General features: G+C 67.9%; 14 protein-coding genes. 10 read left to right on the top strand and 4 right to left on the bottom strand.

Translation table 11 applies throughout. The features are described 5' to 3' along the window. Nucleotides 1–16: 16 nt before the first annotated feature. From BFF94_RS22800 to BFF94_RS22790, 3 genes are all read right to left on the bottom strand, one after another. The gene (locus BFF94_RS22800) at nt 17–763 is read right to left on the bottom strand and encodes a PhaM family polyhydroxyalkanoate granule multifunctional regulatory protein (RefSeq protein WP_219139874.1); all 747 of its coding nucleotides are present in this window, start codon (nt 761–763) and stop codon (nt 17–19) included. A 79-nt stretch (nt 764–842) separates the two neighbouring features. Further along, nucleotides 843–1670, bottom strand: a complete 828-nt coding sequence (locus BFF94_RS22795; protein WP_128844844.1) for an enoyl-CoA hydratase/isomerase family protein — start codon at nt 1668–1670, stop codon at nt 843–845. 117 nt (nt 1671–1787) lie between these two features. Next, the gene (locus tag BFF94_RS22790) at nt 1788–2780 is read right to left on the bottom strand and encodes a fumarylacetoacetate hydrolase family protein (protein WP_128844842.1); all 993 of its coding nucleotides are present in this window, start codon (nt 2778–2780) and stop codon (nt 1788–1790) included. Between the two features lie 128 nt (nt 2781–2908). On the opposite strand from BFF94_RS22790, the gene BFF94_RS22785 reads away from it, so the two are divergent. The 5 genes from BFF94_RS22785 to metH all read left to right on the top strand — a co-directional run bounded on the left by BFF94_RS22785 (nt 2909) and on the right by metH (nt 9698). Further along, the gene (locus BFF94_RS22785; protein ID WP_128844848.1) at nt 2909–3775 is read left to right on the top strand and encodes an IclR family transcriptional regulator; all 867 of its coding nucleotides are present in this window, start codon (nt 2909–2911) and stop codon (nt 3773–3775) included. 106 nt (nt 3776–3881) lie between these two features. Continuing rightward, on the top strand, nt 3882–5153 hold the full coding sequence (locus tag BFF94_RS22780; protein WP_219139873.1) for a DUF3108 domain-containing protein: 1272 nt from the start codon (nt 3882–3884) through the stop codon (nt 5151–5153). A gap of 252 nt (nt 5154–5405) precedes the next feature. Further along, nucleotides 5406–5663, top strand: a complete 258-nt coding sequence (locus BFF94_RS22775) for a BTH_I0359 family protein (protein WP_006477667.1) — start codon at nt 5406–5408, stop codon at nt 5661–5663. A 201-nt stretch (nt 5664–5864) separates the two neighbouring features. After that, a complete protein-coding gene (locus BFF94_RS22770) occupies nt 5865–6938 on the top strand; it encodes a homocysteine S-methyltransferase family protein (RefSeq protein WP_128843411.1) in 1074 nt (357 codons plus the stop codon). Nucleotides 6939–6980: 42 nt separating this feature from the next. After that, nucleotides 6981–9698: a methionine synthase gene (metH, locus tag BFF94_RS22765; RefSeq protein ID WP_162285544.1), complete on the top strand. Its 2718-nt coding sequence runs from the start codon at nt 6981–6983 to the stop codon at nt 9696–9698. A gap of 112 nt (nt 9699–9810) precedes the next feature. Here metH and BFF94_RS22760 read toward each other — a convergent pair whose 3' ends face one another. Next, nucleotides 9811–10134, bottom strand: a complete 324-nt coding sequence (locus BFF94_RS22760; protein WP_128843412.1) for a DUF1840 domain-containing protein — start codon at nt 10132–10134, stop codon at nt 9811–9813. A 200-nt stretch (nt 10135–10334) separates the two neighbouring features. Here BFF94_RS22760 and argS point away from each other — a divergent pair, with 200 nt between their 5' ends. The 5 genes from argS (at nt 10335) to BFF94_RS22735 (ending at nt 16582) form a co-directional block, all read left to right on the top strand. Next, nucleotides 10335–12119: an arginine--tRNA ligase gene (argS, locus tag BFF94_RS22755; protein WP_219139872.1), complete on the top strand. Its 1785-nt coding sequence runs from the start codon at nt 10335–10337 to the stop codon at nt 12117–12119. Nucleotides 12120–12229: 110 nt separating this feature from the next. After that, nucleotides 12230–13129 (top strand): SPOR domain-containing protein, encoded by a 900-nt coding sequence (locus BFF94_RS22750; RefSeq protein ID WP_128843414.1) that lies wholly within the window; start codon nt 12230–12232, stop codon nt 13127–13129. Between the two features lie 69 nt (nt 13130–13198). Next, entirely contained in the window at nt 13199–13837 is a 639-nt protein-coding gene (locus tag BFF94_RS22745; RefSeq protein ID WP_128843415.1) for a thiol:disulfide interchange protein DsbA/DsbL, read from the top strand. 17 nt (nt 13838–13854) lie between these two features. After that, nucleotides 13855–14628: an SDR family oxidoreductase gene (locus BFF94_RS22740; RefSeq protein WP_128843416.1), complete on the top strand. Its 774-nt coding sequence runs from the start codon at nt 13855–13857 to the stop codon at nt 14626–14628. A gap of 352 nt (nt 14629–14980) precedes the next feature. Continuing rightward, entirely contained in the window at nt 14981–16582 is a 1602-nt protein-coding gene (locus tag BFF94_RS22735; protein ID WP_219139871.1) for an ABC transporter substrate-binding protein, read from the top strand. Nucleotides 16583–16678 lie beyond the last annotated feature (96 nt).

Genomic DNA, 16678 nt, shown 5'->3' with positions numbered 1-16678 from the left:
TGCTAGCTGCGCCGCGTCACGTCGAGCGCTTCGGCGGACGGGTTTCGGGCGACGACGTGGCCGCCGCACGCACCGCGGCCGAACCGGACGGCTTCGCACGCTTCGCGGCGGGCTTGCGCGGCGCGGCGGCGGCCGGCGCCGGCTTCGCGGCCTTCTCCGGCGAGGCGGCCTTCTCCGGCGGCGCATCGCCCGGCGCCTCGGGCTGCGTGCCCGGCTGCGTCATCGCGAGGCTCGCGAGCTGGTTGAACTGCGACTGCAGCAGGTTCCACCAGCCGGACGGATCGAAGGCCTGCGCGGCGTCACCTGCCGGCGGCGCATCCGCGGCATTCGGCGCCGGCGACGCATCGCCCGGCGACGCCGGCGCGGTTTTCGCCGCATGCGCGGCCGCGGCGGCCGCTTCCTCGGCCGCCGACATCGAGCTTTGCGCGAACGCGCCGAACGCGCGCAGCGTCGCGAGCGTCGCGCGCTGCACCTCGATCGCCTGGATCGCGGACTGCAGCATCCCGAGATTGAGCTTCAGCCACTGCTCGACCGCGCGCAGATCGGTGATCCGCTTGTCGAGTTCCTCGACGCTCGTGAGCGGCGACATCATGTCGGACATGCTCGACAGCGACGGCGGCAGCCCTTGCGTGGCGCCCGGAAACGATGTCATCCCGCCGAACGGCGACATCCGGATCATGTCCCACATCCGGTCCATCATGTCGGCGGGCTTGAAGCCGGCAAAGCCGGCGAAAGGGTTGGCGCCGGAGGCATCGGTCGTCATACGGGCATCCTGGTTGACTGGGGGAGCGAGGCGGCCGCCATGCGTCGCGCAGCCGCGCGTGGTTCGATCATAACGCGCGTCAGAACGGCGCGTCGCCGGGGAAGTCGGGCGGGCGCCGCTCGCGCAGCGAACGGATGCCTTCCTGCACGTCGGGCCCCGAAAAACCCATGAATTCGAGCGCGAGCGACGTGTCGAAGGTCGGCCCGGCCGTGCGCAGCCAGTTGTTCAGCGCGTACTTGGTCCAGCGGATCGCCGACTGCGAACCGTGCGCGAGCCGCTCGGCCACTTCATACGCCTTCGGCAGCAGGTCGGCCGGCTCGACCGCGAGCGAGACCAGGCCGATCCGCTCGGCCTCCTCGCCGCTCACGGGCTCGCACAGCAGCAGGTAGTACTTCGCCTTCGCCATCCCGCACAGCAGCGGCCACACGATCGCCGCGTGATCGCCCGCCGCGACGCCGAGCCGCGTATGGCCGTCGATGATGCGCGCATCCTTCGCGGCGATCGAGATGTCGGCGAGCAGCCCGGCGACGAGCCCCGCGCCGACGGCCGGGCCGTGCATCGCCGACACGATCGGCTTGCTGCAGTTGATCACGTTGTAGACGAGGTCGCGCGCCTCGCGCCACACGCGGGCGCGCACGTCGAAGTCGTTCGCCATGTCCTCGACGAGCGCGAGATCGCCCCCCGCCGAAAAGCCCTTGCCTTCGCCGCGGATCACCGCGACGCGCGTGTCGGGATCGCGGTCGACGTCGCGCCAGATGTCGGCGAGCTCGCGATGCATGCGCGCGTTAGCGGTCGCGAGAGCGCTGCGGTTCGCGCCCTCGCCGCTCATCACGATGTCGAGCACGCCATGATCGCGACGCGTCACCTTCAGTGCTTCGTAACCGCCGTACGGGGCGAGATTGGCCATGCGCTGCTCCTAGCTCTTGAGTCGAGTGTAGCCAAGCCCGCGCGGTCAAACATCAGGCGAAACCCGGCGCGCGGGCCGGGGCCGGGTTTCGCGGGTGGGTCGCGTGCGCCGCGCGGCTTACGCCGCGCCGTCGGGCGGGGCGACCGACTGCTCGATCGCGCCGAAGATCGACTTGCCGGCCGCGTCGAACATCTCGATGCGCACGGTGTCGCCGTAGCGCATGAATTCCGTCTGCGGCGCGCCGTGCTCGATCGTCTCGAGGCAGCGCTTCTCGGCGATGCAGCAGTAGCCGCGCTTCGCATCCTTGTTCGACACCGTGCCCGAACCGACGATCGAGCCGGCGCGCAGGTTGCGCGTCTTCGCCGCGTGCGCGACCAGCTGGCCGAAGTGGAACACCATGTCGGTGCCCGCATCGGGCTGGCCGACCTTCCGGCCGTTCCAGTGGACGATCATCGGGCGGTGCACGCGACCTTCGCGCCATTCGTCGCCGAGCTCGTCGGGCGTCACGGCGACCGGCGCGAACGCGGTGGCCGGCTTGCTCTGGAAGAAGCCGAAGCCCTTCGCGAGCTCGCCCGGAATCAGGTTGCGCAGCGACACGTCGTTCACCAGCGTGACGAGCCGCACGGCCTTCAGCGCGTCGTCGGGCGAGACGCTCATCGGCACGTCGCCGGTGATCACCGCGACTTCCGCCTCGAAATCGATGCCCCACTCCTCGGACGGGCAGACCACGTCGTCGCGGGCGCCGAGGAAGTCGTCGCTGCCGCCCTGGTACATCAGCGGATCGGTCCAGAACTCGGGCGGCATCTCCGCGCCGCGCGCCCGGCGCACGAGCTCGACGTGGTTCACGTACGCGGAGCCGTCGGCCCACTGGAACGCGCGCGGCAGCGGCGCCATGCAGTTGGCCGGATCGAACGCGAACGCATTGCGCGCGCGGCCGTGGTTCAGCGCGTCGTACAGGTCGCGCAGCTGCGGCGCGTAGAACGCCCAGTCGTCGAGGACGCGCTGCAGCGTCGGCGCGATCGCGTCGGCGATCGCCGCGGTGTGCAGGTCGCGCGATACGACGATCAGCTGGCCGTCGCGCGTGCCGTCCTTCAGCGAAGCAAGTTTCATAGGGGAATCTGCCGTTGTAGTGACGATGGAGGGAATCTATTTTACGATGGTGAATCCATGCGGCGCGGCCTGATCGCGCACGCCGTTTCCGCCCCGATCCTTGCCGCATTTTCGCGCACCCGTTGCCCATGCCCGCCAGCCAGCTTCCCGACGACGATCTCGCCGACTCCGACACCGACGACGCCGCCTCCGGCGAGAACGGCGAGAAGCTCCGTTCCGGCATCCAGTCGATCGAGGTCGGCTTCCGCCTGCTCGACGTGCTGACGAGCGAGCCGCGCGCGATGATGCTGCGCGACCTCGCGCAGCGCGCGGGCATGAGTCCTGCGAAGGCGCACCGCTACCTGGTCAGCTTCTCGCGGCTCGGCGTCGTGTCGCAGGATCCCGTATCGGGACGCTACGAGCTCGGCGGCTTCGCACTGCAGATGGGGCTCGCGCGGCTCGCGCGCGTCGACGGCGTGAAGCTCGCGCGGATCGCGCTGACCGAATTCCGCGACCGCCTCGACCAGACGGTCGGCATCGCGGTGTGGGGCAACCAGGGGCCGACGATCGTGCACTGGATGGAGTCGAGCCATCCGGCGAAGGCATCGCTGAAGCTCGGCGACGTGATGCCGCTGCTCGGCTCCGCGACCGGGCTGCTGTTCGCCGCGTACCTGCCGCGCAGCAAGACCGCCGCGATGCTCGAGCGCGAACTCGCCGATACGCGCCGCTCGCCGCACCACGGCGGCCCGCGCACGCTCGACGAAGTCGACGCGGTGCTCGCCGACGTGCGCCAGCACGAAGCCGCGCGCGTCGAAGGGATGCTGCTGCCGACGATCCACGCATTCTGCATGCCCGTGTTCGACGCGGTCGGCGAACTCGCGCTCGCGATCGTCGCGCTCGGCCAGGAAGGCTCCTTCGACATTGCGTGGGGCGGCGAGATCGACACCGCGCTGCGCGCATGCGCGCAGAAACTGTCTTACGAACTCGGCTATAGTCCCGACGCGCGCGACGCCTGACGCACCCGGTACACGCCACGCGCCGCGAACGCGCGGCGCATCCGACGGTCCGATTCCTGTGGCGCGCTGCGCCCCGACGTCACGCGACCGCCCCGATCCTGTTCCGATGCCCATGCAGCCTGCCGACATCCGCCCGAGTCACGCCCCGCCCCGCCGCTGGTTGCGCGTGGGCGTCGCGGTCGTCGTCGTGCTGGTGCTGCACGCGCTCGCCGCGTTCTGGCTGATGCGCAACCGCGACTCGTTCACGCCGCCGCCGCCCGCCGAGATCCCCGTGCAGATCGAGCTGCTGAAACCGCAACCGATCGAGCGCCAGCCCGCGCCGCCCGCGCCGAAGCCGGCCGAGCATCCGGCCGCGCCCGCACCAGCCGCGCCCCAGGCCGCCGCCCCGAAGCCCGCGCCGGCGCCGGTCCTCACGTCGACGCAGACGGCCGAGCACGGCGAACCGCCGCCGGCCGCCGCGTCCGCGGCGAGCGGTGTGCCGGGAGCATCGGGCACGCACGCCGCGCCGGCTGCCGGCGCCAGCAGCGCCGCGACGCCGGGCCCCGCGACGAACGGCGTGAAGTTCGCCGCGCCGCCACCCGGCGACCTGCAGTACGACACGTTCTACAACGGGATGCAGAACATGATCGGCACGATCCGCTGGCGCAACGACGGACACACCTACGACCTGTCGGTGTCGATGCCCGTGCCGTTCGTCGGCCCGTTCACCTATCACAGCGAGGGCCGCATCGACGCATTCGGCGTCGCGCCCGACCGTTACGTCGAGAAGCGCGGCAAACGGCCGGAAGACATCGCGATCTTCAACCGCGAGATCCGGCAGGTCGTGTTCACGCGCACGCCGAACAACGCGCCGCTGCCCGACGGCGTGCAGGACCGCTTCAGCATGCTGATGCAGTTGTCGGGTCTCGTGCGCGGCAATCCTGCCGCGTACAAGCCGGGCGTCACGCAGCAGTTCGTCGTGATCGACAACAACAGCAGCGAGACCTGGCCGATCACCGTGATCGGCGACGAACAGGTGCAGACGCAAACCGGCATCATCGCGGCACGGCACTTCATGCGCCTGCCGCGGCGCGACGGCGACACGCGCCGCATCGACATGTGGCTCGCGCCGTCGCTCGGCTGGCTGCCCGCGCGGCTCGTGCAGACCGAGCCGAACGGCGCGCAGATCGAATTGCTGTGGCATGGTAGCCTCACAGCGCCGGGCACACCGTCCGACGCGGAGCCGGCCAGCGGCGCAACGAACACGCCCGCCGGCGCGGCGACGCCCGATGCATCGGCTGCACCGGCCGCGGAACCGGCACAACCCGCGCCGCCGGCCACCGTGCAACCGCCGGCACAACCGGCTGCATCGCCGGCGTCATCGCCTGTCACACAGTGAACACGCGCGCTCACACGCGCGATTCGGCAATTTCGACCGATTACAGATTTCCGCAAAATGGCCGATGACACTCTTTAACAACTATTTCAGTACACCGGCAGACAATGAGAAACGTTTCATAGACATCGGCTTCTAACCGATACACCCTACGCAACGGGTACGGGGTGTGCAGCGCAAGCCCCTTGAAACCGGCAAGGCTCGCCCCACCTAGGGACAACAAGGCCAGATGCCACTGCGAAGAGGAGTGCCGCCATGCAAATGATCTACAACAGCCCCAACTACTGCGTCGTCGAATTTGCGCCGCAGGCCGGCCATCACCTGATGAATGCCGGCGGATACGAAATCGTCGACAAGAACGCGCAGCGCGAGATCTTCATCGACGGCGAACTTGCCGAACGATTCCGCGCGCACGTGAAGCAACTGATCGAGGATGAGCCGTCGCTCGACGAAGTCGACGAATTCCTCGGACAATTCGACAGCCTGATGATGATGCCCGTCGTGCTGCACTGACGACCCGCGGCCCGGCGCCTCGCGCGGCCGGGCCATTCGCCGCGCACCGACGCGGCGCCGCGAGCACTCCGATCATGCCCCCGCCCGGTTCGCCTGGCGGGGGTTTTCATTTGGCGGGCCGGCCGGCGCGGCGCGAGGCCGGCGGCGGCCAGGCGCACCGGCTACAATGACGCTTTTCCCGTCTTCGCCGGTCTTTCGCCCATGTCTGCGACTCCTCTCGCCGCTTCCGCCCCGCTCGACGCACCCTACACGCGCGGCGCCGCACTGCCCGCGCTGCTGAAATCGCGCATCCTGATCCTCGACGGCGCGATGGGCACGATGATCCAGCGCTACAAGCTCGACGAAGCCGCGTATCGCGGCGAGCGCTTCAAGGATTTCCCGCGCGACATCAAGGGCAACAACGAGCTGCTGTCGCTCACGCAGCCGCAGATCATCCGCGAGATCCACGACCAGTACTTCGCGGCCGGCGCGGACATCGTCGAGACCAACACGTTCGGCGCGACGACGGTCGCGCAGGCCGACTACGAGATGGAAGACCTCGTCGTCGAGATGAACCTCCAATCGGCGAAGCTCGCGCGCGAGGCAGCCGCGAAATACACGACTCCGGCCAAACCGCGCTTCGTCGCGGGCGCGATCGGGCCGACGCCGAAGACGGCGAGCATCTCGCCGGACGTCAACGACCCGGGCGCGCGCAACGTCACGTTCGACGAGCTGCGCGCGTCGTACTACCAGCAGGCGAAGGCGCTGCTCGACGGCGGCGTCGACCTGTTCCTCGTCGAGACGATCTTCGACACGCTGAACGCGAAGGCCGCCCTCTTCGCGCTCGACGAGTTGTTCGAGGACACCGGCGAGCGCCTGCCGATCATGATCTCGGGCACCGTCACGGATGCCTCCGGCCGGATCCTGTCGGGCCAGACGGTCGAGGCGTTCTGGAACTCGCTGCGCCATGCGAAGCCGCTCACGTTCGGCCTGAACTGCGCGCTCGGCGCGGCGCTGATGCGCCCGTACATCGCCGAGCTCGCGAAGCTGTGCGACACCTACGTGTCGTGCTACCCGAACGCGGGCCTGCCGAACCCGATGGCCGAAACCGGCTTCGACGAGACGCCGGACATCACGTCGGGCCTGCTGAAGGAATTCGCGCAGGCCGGGCTCGTGAACCTCGCGGGCGGCTGCTGCGGCACGACGCCCGAGCACATCGCCGAGATCGCGAAGGCGCTCGCCGACGTGAAGCCGCGCCGCTGGCCAAACCAGTACAGCGACAGCGACAACGCCTGACCCGACCGCCCCACGCCCTTCATCATCAGAATTCGCACCGCCATGACCGATCACATGATGCGCCTCGCCGGCCTCGAGCCGTTCAACGTCACGTCCGGGACGCTCTTCATCAACGTCGGCGAACGCACCAACGTCACCGGCTCGAAGGCGTTCGCGCGGATGATCCTCAACGGCCAGTTCGACGAGGCGCTCGCGGTGGCGCGCCAGCAGGTCGAGAACGGCGCGCAGGTGATCGACATCAACATGGACGAGGCGATGCTCGATTCGAAGGCGGCGATGGTGCGCTTCCTGAACCTGATCGCGTCGGAGCCGGACATCGCGCGCGTGCCGATCATGATCGACTCGTCGAAGTGGGACGTGATCGAGGCCGGCCTGAAGTGCGTGCAGGGCAAGGCGATCGTCAACTCGATCTCGTTGAAGGAAGGCGAGGACGCGTTCCGCCACCACGCGAACCTGATCCGTCGCTACGGCGCGGCGGCCGTCGTGATGGCGTTCGACGAGACCGGCCAGGCCGATACCTACGAGCGCAAGACCGAGATCTGCACGCGTTCGTACAACTTCCTCGTGAACGAAGTCGGCTTCCCGCCGGAAGACATCATCTTCGACCCGAACATCTTCGCGGTCGCGACCGGCATCGAAGAGCACAACAACTACGCGGTCGACTTCATCGAGGCGACCCGCTGGATCAAGCAGAACCTGCCGTACGCGAAGGTGAGCGGCGGCGTGTCGAACGTGTCGTTCTCGTTCCGCGGCAACGACCCGGTGCGCGAGGCGATCCACACCGTGTTCCTGTACCACGCGATCCAGGCGGGGATGGACATGGGCATCGTCAACGCGGGCCAGCTCGGCGTGTATGCCGACCTCGATCCGGAACTGCGCGAGCGCGTCGAGGACGTGATCCTGAACCGCCGCGACGATTCGACCGACCGCCTGCTCGAGATCGCCGACAAGTTCAAGACCGGCGCCGCGAAGAAGGAAGAGAACCTCGAGTGGCGCAACCAGCCGGTCGAGAAGCGGCTCGCGCATGCGCTCGTGCTCGGCATCACGAACTTCATCGTCGAGGATACGGAAGAAGCGCGCGCGAAGATCGCCGCGGCCGGCGGGCGCCCGATCAACGTGATCGAAGGCCCGCTGATGGACGGGATGAACGTCGTCGGCGACCTGTTCGGCCAGGGCAAGATGTTCCTGCCGCAGGTCGTGAAGTCGGCGCGCGTGATGAAACAGGCGGTCGCGCACCTGATCCCGTTCATCGAGGAAGAAAAGCGCCTGCTCGCGGAAGCGGGCGGCGACGTGCGCGCGAAGGGCAAGATCGTCATCGCGACCGTGAAGGGCGACGTGCACGACATCGGCAAGAACATCGTGTCGGTCGTGCTCCAGTGCAACAACTTCGAAGTGGTCAACATGGGCGTGATGGTCCCGTGCAACGAGATCCTCGCGAAGGCGAAGGTCGAGGGCGCGGACATCATCGGGCTGTCGGGCCTCATCACGCCGAGCCTCGAGGAAATGGCGTACGTCGCGTCGGAAATGCAGCGCGACGACTACTTCCGCGTGAAGAAGATCCCGCTGCTGATCGGCGGCGCAACGACGTCGCGCGTGCACACGGCCGTGAAGATCGCGCCGCACTACGAAGGCCCGGTCGTCTACGTGCCGGACGCGTCGCGCTCGGTGTCGGTCGCGTCGAGCCTGCTGTCCGACGAAGGCGCGACGAAGTATCTCGACGAGCTGAAGTCCGACTACGAGCGCATCCGCGACCAGCACGCGAACCGCAAGGCGCAGCCGATGGTGACGCTTGCCGACGCGCGCGCGAACAAGACCAAGGTCGACTGGGCGAACACCACGCCCGTGAAACCGAAGTTCATCGGCCGCCGCGTGTTCAAGAACTACGACCTGAACGAGCTCGCGAACTACATCGACTGGGGCCCGTTCTTCCAGACGTGGGACCTCGCGGGCCCGTACCCGGCGATCCTGAACGACGAGATCGTCGGCGAATCGGCGCGGCGCGTGTTCTCCGACGCGAAATCGATGCTCGCGCGCCTGATCCAGGGCCGCTGGCTGACCGCGAACGGCGTGATCGCGCTGCTGCCCGCGAACACCGTCAACGACGACGACATCGAGATCTACAGCGACGAGTCGCGCTCGGAAGTGCTGCTCACGTGGCGCAACCTGCGCCAGCAGAGCGTGCGCCCGGTGGTCGACGGCGTGATGCGGCCGAACCGCTCGCTCGCCGACTTCATCGCACCGAAGGAGTCGGGTGTCGCCGACTACATCGGGATGTTCGCGGTAACAGCCGGCCTCGGCGTCGACGTGAAGGAAAAGCAGTTCGAAGCCGATCTCGACGACTACAGCGCGATCATGCTGAAGGCGCTCGCCGACCGCTTCGCGGAAGCGTTCGCGGAAGCGCTGCACGCGCGCGTGCGGCGCGAACTGTGGGGCTACGCGAGCGGCGAGACGCTCGACAACGACGCGCTGATCGCGGAAAAGTACGCGGGCATCCGCCCGGCGCCCGGCTACCCGGCCTGCCCCGACCACCTCGTGAAGCGCAACATGTTCGATGTGCTGCACGCGGACGAGATCGGCATGAGCGTGACCGACTCGCTGGCGATGCTGCCGGCCGCGAGCGTGTCGGGCTTCTACCTCGCGCATCCGGACAGCCGGTATTTTTCGGTCGGCAAAATCGGGCAGGATCAACTCGAGGACTACGCGCGGCGCATGGCGCTGTCGCTCGACGACGCGCGCCGCGCGCTCGCGCCGCAACTCTGATCCGCGCCCGCGGGCGGCCGGCCGCCCGTTTGGTCAGACAAAAAGAAAAAGCCCGCTCGATAGCGGGCTTTTTCCTGCCTTGCCAACCCTTCGTACTGCCGGGCCAGGAGGCTCAGAAACCCCAGTGCACGTCGGCCTGGCCGTCCTTCGCTTCGCGCAGCATCATGAGGAACGGCGCGACGCGCTGCGCCAGGTTCGGCGGCAATTCGTGGTGCGCGTGGTCGTCCTGGTCCTCATGGAAGTGGCCGGCGTGCTCGGCGCGTTCCTGCTTCGCCTGCGCGACGGCGCCTTCCAGCTTCGCGATCGCGCTGTCCAGTTCGTCGTGCGTAATCACGCCGCGCTCGCCCAGCGGCTTGCCGACGAGGCCCAGCACATAAACGGCGAAATCCTTCAGCACGTCGAGATCCTGTGCCGCCTTGCTCTTGAACGTAATCATGACTATTCCCTTTTCATCTTGTTGTGCCTGCGCGGCGCGGTTGGGGAACGCCGGCAGACAGGCGTCCGGCCTCGCGGACGCGGGCCGCCTGATCGGCATATTAGCACCTGTTAAAATTCTGCGATCCCTGAAACGCGCGCTTAAAAAGCGCGCCGGCGGGCCCGCATTTCCGGCCGCCACCAACGAAGCCTTCTACCAGCATGCTGCCAGCACACAAACAGACCCTCGAAGCCCTGCTCGCGGATAGCGTCAAGCAGGTCGCACACGCACTGAAAGGCGCCGACGCGGCCGCGTTCGTCGCCCCGGCCATCACACTGGAGCGCCCGAAGGTCGCCGCGCACGGCGACGTCGCGTGCAACGTCGCGATGCAGCTCGCGAAGCCGCTCGGCGCGAACCCGCGCCAGCTCGCCGAGCAGATCGTCGCCGCGCTCACCGCGCAGCCGGCCGCGCAAGGGCTCGTCGAAGCCGCCGAGATCGCCGGCCCCGGCTTCATCAACCTGCGCCTGTCGGCCGCCGCGAAGCAGGCGGTGATCGCCGCCGTGTTCGACCAGGGCCGCGCGTTCGGCACGTCGGATCGCGAGAAAGGCAAACAAGTGCTGCTCGAATTCGTGTCGGCAAACCCGACCGGCCCGCTGCACGTCGGCCACGGCCGCCAGGCCGCGCTCGGCGACGTGCTCGCGAACGTGATCGCGAGCCAGGGCTACGCGGTGCACCGCGAGTTCTACTACAACGACGCCGGCGTGCAGATCGGCAACCTCGCGATCTCGACGCAGGCGCGCGCACGCGGCCTCAAGCCGGGCGACGCGGGCTGGCCGGAAGCTGCGTACAACGGCGAATACATCGCCGACATCGCACGCGACTACCTGAACGGCGAAACGGTCGCTGCGTCGGACGGCGAACCGGTCAAGGGCGCGGGCGATGTCGAGGATCTCGACGCGATCCGCAAGTTCGCGGTCACGTACCTGCGTCGCGAGCAGGACATGGACCTGCAGGCATTCGGCGTGAAGTTCGACCAGTACTACCTCGAGTCGTCGCTGTACAGCGAAGGCCGCGTCGAGAAGACGGTCGACGCGCTGATCAAGGCCGGCATGACCTACGAGCAGGACGGCGCGCTGTGGCTGCGCACGACCGACGAAGGCGACGACAAGGATCGCGTGATGCGCAAGTCGGACGGCACGTACACGTACTTCGTGCCGGACGTCGCCTACCACGTGACGAAGTGGGAGCGCGGCTTCACGAAGGTGATCAACATCCAGGGTTCGGACCACCACGGCACGATCGCGCGCGTGCGCGCGGGCCTGCAGGGGCTGCACGTCGGGATCCCGAAGGGCTACCCCGACTACGTGCTGCACAAGATGGTCACCGTGATGCGCGACGGCCAGGAAGTGAAAATCTCGAAGCGCGCGGGCAGCTACGTGACGGTGCGCGACCTGATCGAATGGTCGGGCGGCGCGGCGGCGGGCCAGGAAGCGGCGCCCGACCTGATCGACGAAGCGACCATCACGCGCGGCCGCGACGCGGTGCGTTTCTTCCTGATCTCGCGCAAGGCCGATACCGAGTTCGTGTTCGACATCGACCTCGCGCTGAAACAGAACGACGAAAACCCGGTCTATTACGTCCAGTACGCGCATGCGCGGATCTGCTCGGTGCTCAACGAATTGAAGTCGCGCTACAACGTCGATGCGGCGCAACTGCCGGGCGCCGACCTGTCGCAGCTGACGAGCGCGCAAGCCGCGTCGCTGATGCAGAAGCTGGCCGAGTATCCGGACATGCTCACGCACGCGGCAAACGAGCTGGCGCCGCACGCGGTCGCGTTCTACCTGCGCGATCTCGCTGGCGAATTCCACTCGTTCTACAATGCGGAGCGCGTGCTGGTCGACGACGAAGCGCCGCGCAATGCGCGCGCCGCGCTTCTCGCCGCGACCCGGCAGGTGCTCGAAAACGGTCTGGCGGTGCTCGGCGTGTCCGCGCCCGCCAAGATGTAAGCGGCCCGAACCGGGCAGCGAATGGCCGCGGCAGCACCCGTCGCAGGAGCGCCTGCCGTCGGATGCCCGCCGCAGCCTTTTCACGATTCTTTTTGCAGGTGACTCAAGCAATGGCACAACCACGCCGATCTTCGAAGCAATCGAAACAAGCCGGAGGAACATTTCTTGGAATCGTGCTGGGCCTGATCGTCGGCCTGGCGATCGCCGTGGTGGTGGCGCTCTACATCACGCGTTCGCCGTCGCCGTTCGTGTCGAAGGTCGCGCCGCCGCCGGCCGACAACGGCGCGAGCCAGCCGCAGCAGTTCGACCCGAACCGCGCGCTGCAGGGCAAGACGCCCGGCCAGCCGGTGCCGCAGGCCGCGCAACCCGCACCGCCCAACACCGCGCCGGGCCAGGCCGCGAACCAGACCCAGGGCGGCCTGCTGCCCGAGCCGCAGATCGTCGAAGTGCAGCCGTCGGCCAACGGTTCGAGCGGCTCGAACAACACCGGCAGCTCGAACAGCACGACCGCGTCGAACAATCCGTCGTCGGGCAACGGTGTCGCCGTCGCGCCGAAGCCGGCCGACAACCCGCCGCCGAAGAAGGCGCAGCCGCCGCAGCAGCAACAACAGGCCGGCGAGGACGACCTCGCACGCTTCGCCGCGCAGAAGCAGGCGCAGCAGGCCGCCGCGCAAAAGCAGCAGCAACAGCAACTGGCCTCGAACACGCCGAAGCCGACGTCGTCGGCCGCGGCCGCCGCGGCAGCGAAGCCGCCGACCGCGAGCGACGCGAATACCGGCTACTTCCTGCAGGTCGGCGCGTACAAGACCGAAGGCGACGCCGAGCAGCAGCGCGCGCGCCTCGGCTTCCAGGGCTTCGAGTCGAAGGTGTCGAAGCGCGACGTCAGCGGCGTGACCTATTTCCGCGTGCGCGTCGGCCCGTTCTCGAAGTTCGAGGATATGAACTCGGCCCGTCAGCGCCTGTCCGATGCAGGTGTCGACACGGCGGTGATCCGCTTCACGAAGCAGTAAGCAGCCGGCCGAGCCCACGCAGAACCCGCTACGTTTCGTAACCCGAGCAACTGATTCGACGTTCACAACATGAAAAAACTGCTTAGCACGCTCCTTCTGTCCCTGGGCCTGGCTGCCGGCCTCGCCCAGGCAACGCCCGCCGCACCGGTCGCCGGCAAGGACTTCGAGGTGATGAAGTCGCCGCAGCCGGTGTCCGCGCCGGCCGGCAAGGTCGAGGTGATCGAGTTCTTCTGGTACGGCTGCCCGCACTGCTACGAATTCGAGCCGACGATCGAGGCCTGGGTGAAGAAACAGGGCAACAACATCGACTTCAAGCGCGTGCCGGTCGCATTCCGTGACGATTTCGTCCCGCACTCGAAGCTGTTCTATGCGGTGTCCGCGCTCGGCATCTCCGAGAAGGTCACGCCGGCGATCTTCAACGCGATCCACAAGCAGAAGAACTACCTGCTGACGCCGCAGGCGCAGGCCGACTTCCTGGCCACGCAGGGCGTGGACAAGAAGCAGTTCATGGATGCCTACAACTCGTTCAGCGTGCAGGGCGAGGTGAACCAGTCGGCCAAGCTGCTGAAGGACTATGCGATCGACGGCGTGCCGACGGTCGTCGTCCAGGGCAAGTACAAGACGGGTCCCGCTTACTCGAACAGCATCCCGGGCACCGCCCAGGTGCTCGACTTCCTCGTGAAGCAGGTTCAGGACAAGAAGCTCTGATCCCCGCACGCGCCGGCATGACTACTCCGCTGAAGGTCTTCATCACCGGCGCGTCGAGCGGCCTCGGCCTCGCGATGGCCGAGGAATACGCCCGCCAGGGCGCCACGCTCGCACTCGTCGCGCGCCGCACCGATGCGCTCGATGCGTTCGCGCGGCGGTTCCCCAAGCTGTCCATCTCCGTCTATTCCGCCGACGTGCGCGACGCCGACGCGCTCGCGACGGCCGCCGCGTCGTTCATCGCGACGCACGGCTGCCCCGACGTCGTGATCGCGAACGCGGGCATCAGCCAGGGCGCCGTCACGGGCCAGGGCGATCTCGCGACGTTCCGCGACGTGATGGACATCAACTACTACGGGATGGTCGCGACGTTCGAGCCGTTCGTCGGCCCGATGACGGCGTCGCGCCACGGCACGCTGGTCGGCGTCGCGAGCGTCGCCGGCGTGCGCGGCCTGCCCGGCTCCGGCGCGTACAGCGCGTCGAAATCGGCCGCGATCAAGTACCTCGAATCGCTGCGCGTCGAACTGCGCGCGGCCGGCGTCGGCGTCGTGACGATCGCGCCCGGCTACATCCGCACGCCGATGACCGCGCACAACCCGTACCGGATGCCGTTCCTGATGGACGCCGACCGCTTCGCCGCGCGCGCGGCGCGCGCGATCGCGCGGCAACACGCGTTCCGCGTGATTCCGTGGCAGATGGGCGTCGTCGCGAAGGTGCTGCACGTGCTGCCGCGCTGGCTGTACGACCGCCTGTTCGAGAAGGCACCGCGCAAGCCGAAAGCCGGCACGCACTGACGCACCGCGGGCCCGGCTCGGCCCGCGCGCCGAGCCGTGTCGTCGTGTCGACACTTCGGTTTCGCGGCACATCCCGTGCCGCTCCCGCCGCCCTCCCCGGCGCGCCGATCCGCAGCGCCCCCTCGGTTCCCAGCTCCGCCCACCGCCGCCGCGGCGCCATCCCGCCGCGCCAACATCCGTTCCGTCGCGAACGCAGCCGTTTTTCGGTCAATTCACCGCGTTCAGGCGCCTTTTTTCACGCATCGCGCGCTTTGACGGTATGCTATCCGCCAGCCGCGCCGGCCCCGCTCGCTTCCAGGCCGCGCCTGCATCCCGTCATCAAGCAAAAAGCACAAGCCACGTGGGAGATCCTATGCACGTCAAGCTGTTCGCCGCGGCCGCGGCCGCGGTCGCCGCCGCACTCGCCGCCCCCGGCCTCGCCGCCGCCAAGCCGCTCACCGTCTGCACGGAATCGAGCCCGGACGGCTTCGACGTCGTGCAGTACAACTCGCTCGTCACGACCAACGCGTCGGCCGACGTGATCTTCGACTCGCTCGTGTCGTACGACGAAGCCGCGAAGAAGGTCGTGCCCGCGCTCGCCGACAAATGGGAAGCGAGCGCCGACGGCCTCACCTACACGTTCCACCTGCGCCCGAACGTCGCGTTCCAGACCACCGACGCCTTCAAGCCGAGCCGCGCGCTCGACGCGGACGACGTCGTGTTCACGTTCACGCGGATGCTCGACGATTCGAACCCGTGGCACAAGGTGGCCGGCGCGAGCGGCTTCCCGCACGCGCAGTCGATGGGCCTCGTGAAGCTCGTGAAGTCGGTCACGAAGGTCGACGACAGCACGGTGAAGTTCGTGCTGAACGAGCCGAACGCGACGTTCGTGCCGATCCTGACGATGGGCTTCGCGTCGATCTACTCGGCCGAATACGCGGACCAGTTGCTGAAGGCCGGCAAGCAGGCCGACCTGAACGCGAAGCCGGTCGGCACGGGCCCGTTCGTGCTGAAGAGCTATACGAAGGATGCGCTGATCCGCTACGACGTGAACCCGACCTACTGGGGCACGAAGCCGAAGGTCGACCGGCTGATCTATGCGATCACGCCCGACCCGTCGGTGCGCCTGCAGAAGGTGAAGGCCGGCGAATGCCAGATCGCGCTGTCGCCGAAGCCGCAGGACGTGCTCGCGGCCAAGGGCGAAAGCGCGCTGAAGATCGTGCGGACGCCCGCGTTCATGACCGCGTTCGTCGCGCTGAACACGCAGAAGAAACCGCTCGACAACGACAAGGTGCGCGAGGCGCTGAACCTCGCGTTCGACCGCGCGACCTACCTGAAGGTCGTGTTCGACAACACCGCGACGGCCGCGAACAACCCGTATCCGCCGAACACGTGGAGCTACGCGAAGGACGTCGCGCCGTATGCGTACGATCCCGCGAAGGCGAAGCAGCTGCTCGCGCAGGCCGGCTTCCCGAACGGCTTCTCGACGACGATCTGGACGCGCCCGACCGGCAGCGTGCTGAACCCGAACCCGAAGGTCGGCGCGGAACTGCTGCAGGCCGACCTCGCGAAGATCGGCGTGAAGGCCGAAGTGAAGGTGATCGAATGGGCCGAGCTGATCAAGCAGGCAAAGCTCGGCCAGCATGACATGCTGTTCATGGGCTGGGCCGGCGACAACGGCGATCCGGACAACTACCTGTCGCCGCAGTTCAGCTGCAACGCAGTGAAGTCGGGCGTCAACTTCGCGCGCTTCTGCGATGCGCAGCTCGACAAGCTGATCGCCGACGGCAAGTCGACCGCCGACCAGGGCAAGCGCGCGAAGCTGTACGAAGCGGCGCAGAAGATCATCCACGACCAGGCGCTGTGGATCCCGCTCGGCTACCCGACCGCGGCCGCGCTCACGCGCACGAACGTGAGCGGCTATCACGTGAGTCCGTTCGGACGGCAGAACTTCACGACGGTCTCGGTGCAGTAACGCGGTCATCGCGCGTGGCGTGCAAGCGACGTTTCCCCGGCCCGTCGCTTGCGGCCCGCGCGCCGCGCTTGCTACACTGCGCGCTCATTCCTCATA

Origin of the sequence: Burkholderia catarinensis (assembly GCF_001883705.2) — a bacterium.
In the GTDB taxonomy this organism is placed as follows: Bacteria; Pseudomonadota; Gammaproteobacteria; order Burkholderiales; family Burkholderiaceae; genus Burkholderia; species Burkholderia catarinensis.
The sequence above is the reverse complement of the archived record's forward strand: the minus strand, read 5'-3'. Positions and strand labels throughout refer to the sequence as shown.

Coding starts and splice junctions, on each gene's coding strand:
- BFF94_RS22785 (WP_128844848.1), top strand. CDS start 2,909: ATGCCCGCCAGCCAGCTTCCCGACGACGATCTCGCCGACTCCGACACC.
- BFF94_RS22780 (WP_219139873.1), top strand. CDS start 3,882: ATGCCCATGCAGCCTGCCGACATCCGCCCGAGTCACGCCCCGCCCCGC.
- metH (WP_162285544.1), top strand. CDS start 6,981: ATGACCGATCACATGATGCGCCTCGCCGGCCTCGAGCCGTTCAACGTC.
- BFF94_RS22775 (WP_006477667.1), top strand. CDS start 5,406: ATGCAAATGATCTACAACAGCCCCAACTACTGCGTCGTCGAATTTGCG.
- BFF94_RS22745 (WP_128843415.1), top strand. CDS start 13,199: ATGAAAAAACTGCTTAGCACGCTCCTTCTGTCCCTGGGCCTGGCTGCC.
- BFF94_RS22795 (WP_128844844.1), bottom strand. CDS start 1,670: ATGGCCAATCTCGCCCCGTACGGCGGTTACGAAGCACTGAAGGTGACG.
- BFF94_RS22790 (WP_128844842.1), bottom strand. CDS start 2,780: ATGAAACTTGCTTCGCTGAAGGACGGCACGCGCGACGGCCAGCTGATC.
- BFF94_RS22770 (WP_128843411.1), top strand. CDS start 5,865: ATGTCTGCGACTCCTCTCGCCGCTTCCGCCCCGCTCGACGCACCCTAC.
- BFF94_RS22800 (WP_219139874.1), bottom strand. CDS start 763: ATGACGACCGATGCCTCCGGCGCCAACCCTTTCGCCGGCTTTGCCGGC.
- BFF94_RS22740 (WP_128843416.1), top strand. CDS start 13,855: ATGACTACTCCGCTGAAGGTCTTCATCACCGGCGCGTCGAGCGGCCTC.
- argS (WP_219139872.1), top strand. CDS start 10,335: ATGCTGCCAGCACACAAACAGACCCTCGAAGCCCTGCTCGCGGATAGC.
- BFF94_RS22750 (WP_128843414.1), top strand. CDS start 12,230: ATGGCACAACCACGCCGATCTTCGAAGCAATCGAAACAAGCCGGAGGA.
- BFF94_RS22760 (WP_128843412.1), bottom strand. CDS start 10,134: ATGATTACGTTCAAGAGCAAGGCGGCACAGGATCTCGACGTGCTGAAG.
- BFF94_RS22735 (WP_219139871.1), top strand. CDS start 14,981: ATGCACGTCAAGCTGTTCGCCGCGGCCGCGGCCGCGGTCGCCGCCGCA.